The following is a 3,748-nucleotide window of genomic DNA, read 5'->3' as shown; positions in this document are numbered from 1 at the left end:
CGATCTCCTCATGCGTGCTGCCGGCCTTGGCGGGCGCCAGCATCACCACCAGCCCGGCATCGCCCGCGGCATTGACGAGCGTGATGTCCTCGGCCGAGTTCTGCACCTTCCAGCCCTCGGGCGCCTTCAGCGCGATACCCAGCGGCTCATGGTAGAAGCCGCGCCCGCGCGTCACGCCCTGTGCGCGGCTCTCGCCGAACGGCAGCCCGGCGATCGTCTGCAGGTAGCGATCGCGGCCCTCGTCGACATAGTCGGCGTCCTTCGCATAGCCGTCGGCGATCGTCGTGATGTCGCGCAGGCGCTGGTCGTTGCTCGGGTGCGAGGCCAGCCAGTCGTTGCCGCCGGAGGCGCTGCGGCCCTCGGCCTTCGCGGTGTCGGCCGCGAACTGCTCCTGGCGCTTCAGCACCTGGATCACCTCGACCATCTTCTTCGGGTCGTAGCGGTTGCGCACCAGGTACTCGGCGCCGAGCTGGTCGGCCTGCGACTCCTGGTCGCGGCTGTACGAGGCGATGTAGCCGGCCGCGACGCTCTGCGACACCTGGTTCGCCACGTCGCCGATGCCCAGCACCGCGCCGAGCACGGTGGCCGCGACCACGCCGATGCCGGCGGTCTGCTGGCGCGTGGCGCGCTGCGCGCCATGGCGGGCCGTCACGTGGCCGATCTCATGGCCCATCACGCCGGCCAGGTCGCCCTCGCTCTCCATGTAGGCCATGATGCCGCGCGTCACGTAGACGTAGCCGCCCGGCAGCGCGAAGGCATTGACCTCGGGGCTGTCGAGCACGGTGAAGGTCCATTGCAGCTGCGCCCGGTGCGACTGCTTCGCCAGGCGCTGGCCGAGGTCGTTCACGTAGGCCTGCACCGGTGCGCTGTCGAGCACGGTGTATTCCTTCAACACCTCCTGGTGCGCYTTCTTGCCCTCGGCGATCTCGGACGGCTCGTCCATCACCGTGCGTTCGCTGCGGCCCGTCACCGGATTGACGACGGAGGCGCAGGCGCCCAGCAGCGACGTGGCCAGCAACAAGGGGATCAGCAGACGACGCATGGCAGAGACCTTTCCGGGAGTGCGGGCGGATGGTAGCCGCTGGGAGGAGCCGTCGGGCACGCTTGCACGCCCACGAACGGCAGCGTACCGTTGCGAGTCAGGCTTCAGGAGTTTCACGATGCGCTTCGGATCGATCATCGGATGGGCCGCGCTCGCGGCGTGCGTGGCCGAACCGGCCCTGGCTGCAGGTTCGGCCGAGGTCGGCTACCAGCAGCCGGAACGCTTCGTCGACGCCGGCGATACGCCGCGCGAACGTGACGCCAACCTGCGCCTGCTGGCCGACCAGCTGCAGTCGCTCGCGGCGCAGAACCTGCCGGCCGGCCAATCGCTGCAGGTCGAGTTGCTCGACGTGGACCTGGCCGGCTACGTGCGGCACAGCTCGCGCGGCGACCTGCGGGTGGTCCGCGACAACCACGACAGCGCGCGCATCTGGCTGCGCTACACGCTGGTGTCCGGCGGCCAGACGCTGCGTTCCGGCGACGCCGCGTTGAGCGACCTGGCCTCGCGGAGATCCGCCGGGCTGGACACCGCCCGGGGTCCGCTCGGCCGCGAAAAGACCCTGCTGGCAGATTGGTTCACGAAGGAATTCGGCACCGCCCGCGCGGCAACGAACTGAGCCAGAAGCCTCGCGGCGGCGTCACAACCGCGGCTGCGTGGTCGGCCAGTCGTCGTGACGGTCGGACTGGCTGTCGCCCGCCACCAGCGTGTTGCCCATGCCGAGCAGTTCGCGCGCCTGCTGCAGGCTGATCAGCTCGTCGCGCGACATGCGCGCATGGCTGTTGTGGCGCTCGATCTCCCACACCAGCTCGATCAGGTCGCGCTGGGTCTGCGCCGAACGCACCTTGCCGTGGGTCAGCGCGGCGAACAGCGGCGCATCGATGCGCAAGGTGTCGAGCAGCAGCTCGCGCACCTGGGCGATCAGTTGCTGTTCCGATGACGGTTTCTCGATTTTTGGCGTCACCGGCGGCAAGTCTGCGACAGCTTTGGCACGCCCGCGGCCCAACGCCTTGTTCAGCACGGCCGTCACGCCGCCCGCCGCAGCGCGGGCGCCTGATTTCTTCGCCGGCTTCGTTGCCACGGCCGGCACGGGCGCGACCCAGACGGCCTCCCTGGGTTCCTCGACAAGCGGGATGGTGTCGGACCACGGCACGGCCGTCTCCACCAGTTGCACCGGTGGTGCGGGTTCGGGCTCGACCCGGCGCGCCCGTGGCACAGAGGGCTCCAGTGCGATCGGTTCGTCGACCGGCGCGTGCATCGATGGCGGCGCCACCGCTTGTGGCGGAATCATCGAGGTGGACGACAGGTGGGCCGCGTCGATCGGTGCCGCGTCGGCATGCTCGTCGATCGTGAGCGGCGTGATGACGGGGACGATCGGTTCAGGCTCGGGTTGGTGCGGTGTCGGCACGTCCAGGGCCACGCTCGTGAGCTTGGGGGCATCGAGCGCACCGGAGCCGCTGTCGATCGCCTCCGACACCACCTGTTCGGCAGGAATCTCGACCAGCCCCAGCCGCACCAGTTCCTCGAAATGCACGGTCTGCGCGCCGGCCTGGTGCGCCAGGCTCAGCACCTCGGCCAGCGTGCGCCGGCCGTCCACCAGGAACAGCACCGTGCGGTGCCGCTGACCGAGCCGCTGCGTGCGGGTGCGCAGCTCGTCATGGCCGCGCGAGGTCTTGGTGGGAACGGAGGGCACGGTCATCGGGGATCATGGGTCGAAGGCACCATTGTGGCGCGAGAACTGGTAACCGTCAGTGGTCACTTCGCTCGCGTGCACAGGCGGGTTGAAGGCCGGATCGAACGGCACTCGCCCCTGTCATCGGCCTTGCAGCGCCGGCCTGTAGGGCGCGGCGGCCCGGGGTCACACCCGGTTTCAACTCAGTCGACGCCGGGCCGCCCCAAGGGGGCTGAGCGCCCCCCTCGGGGGGCAGGAGCGAAGCGACGTGGGGGTGGTCATCTTCAAAAGCGGCTGCGCGCCTTGCGCTTGTCGAGCTCGAGCAGCTGGTTCTTGATCAACGCCTGCAGCACGCGCAGGTTCGCCTCGGTCAGGCTGATGACGCTGGACGGCTCGTCGTCGTGGTTGGTCACCGTCTGCACCAGCGCATCGACCTTCAGATGCACCATGCCGTGAACGTCGTGGGCCATGGATTTCACGCGCTGGATTTCGATGTTGTGGGTCTTCATGAACGCTCTCCGCAGGCCCGCTTGCCGGGCCAAGGGCGGCAGCGTACCGCAGACGGGGCCCTCCCCGCAGGGACTGGCTACAAAGATGCAGAAAGTGTGCAGACAACGCTCTCTCTTGCTCCACAAAGTAGCTCTACCGTCCACGGTGCGTTTTATCCGACGTCCGTGCAACCGCCTTCTGGAGCCACCCGTGACCCAAGCCCCTTCGCGTGCAGTTCAACTCCTCCGATCCCTGCTGCAGGTCGGGCCGCTGCTGATGCTCGCCGCGTGCGGCGGCAACGGATCGTCCTCGTCGACAAGCACGACGAGCACCACGACCACGACGGCGCCCGGCACGCCGACGCTGGATTCGGCCACCGCCGGCGACGCTCAGGCCGTCCTCGCCTTCACGGCATCGACCAGCGGTGGCACGGCCACAAGCTACACCGGCAGCTGCGCAGCCACTGGTGCCACGACCCGATCGGCCACGGGCACCAGCAGCCCGATCACCGTCACCACGTTGACGAACACGACCACCTACTCCTGCAC

Annotated in this window: 4 protein-coding genes and 1 pseudogene; 2 read left to right on the top strand and 3 right to left on the bottom strand. The window is 69.0% G+C overall.

Annotation, left to right across the window (positions count from 1 at the left end; all coding sequences use genetic code 11):
- Window positions 1–1,042: M48 family metalloprotease (locus tag AC1D15_RS21705; protein ID WP_477827598.1), on the bottom strand; the 1,042-nt coding region annotated here is incomplete at its 3' end.
- A gap of 118 nt (window positions 1,043–1,160) precedes the next feature.
- Here AC1D15_RS21705 and AC1D15_RS21700 point away from each other — a divergent pair.
- Window positions 1,161–1,658 carry a DUF3016 domain-containing protein gene (locus AC1D15_RS21700; protein WP_477827597.1) on the top strand — a complete coding sequence of 166 codons (498 nt, stop codon included), beginning with the start codon at window positions 1,161–1,163 and terminating at the stop codon, window positions 1,656–1,658.
- Between the two features lie 21 nt (window positions 1,659–1,679).
- Here AC1D15_RS21700 and AC1D15_RS21695 read toward each other — a convergent pair whose 3' ends face one another.
- Both AC1D15_RS21695 and AC1D15_RS21690 read right to left on the bottom strand, forming a co-directional pair.
- Window positions 1,680–2,738 carry a hypothetical protein gene (locus AC1D15_RS21695; protein WP_477827596.1) on the bottom strand — a complete coding sequence of 353 codons (1,059 nt, stop codon included), beginning with the start codon at window positions 2,736–2,738 and terminating at the stop codon, window positions 1,680–1,682.
- Between the two features lie 257 nt (window positions 2,739–2,995).
- Window positions 2,996–3,220 (bottom strand): hypothetical protein, encoded by a 225-nt coding sequence (locus tag AC1D15_RS21690; RefSeq protein WP_047505575.1) that lies wholly within the window; start codon window positions 3,218–3,220, stop codon window positions 2,996–2,998.
- Window positions 3,221–3,410: 190 nt separating this feature from the next.
- Here AC1D15_RS21690 and AC1D15_RS21685 point away from each other — a divergent pair.
- Window positions 3,411–3,748: pseudogene (locus AC1D15_RS21685) on the top strand (hypothetical protein); the annotation flags it as partial.

Source organism: Rhizobacter sp. P2_H2, from assembly GCF_056403375.1.
Note: the sequence above shows the minus strand (reverse complement) of the source record. Positions and strands in the feature narration are given on the sequence as shown.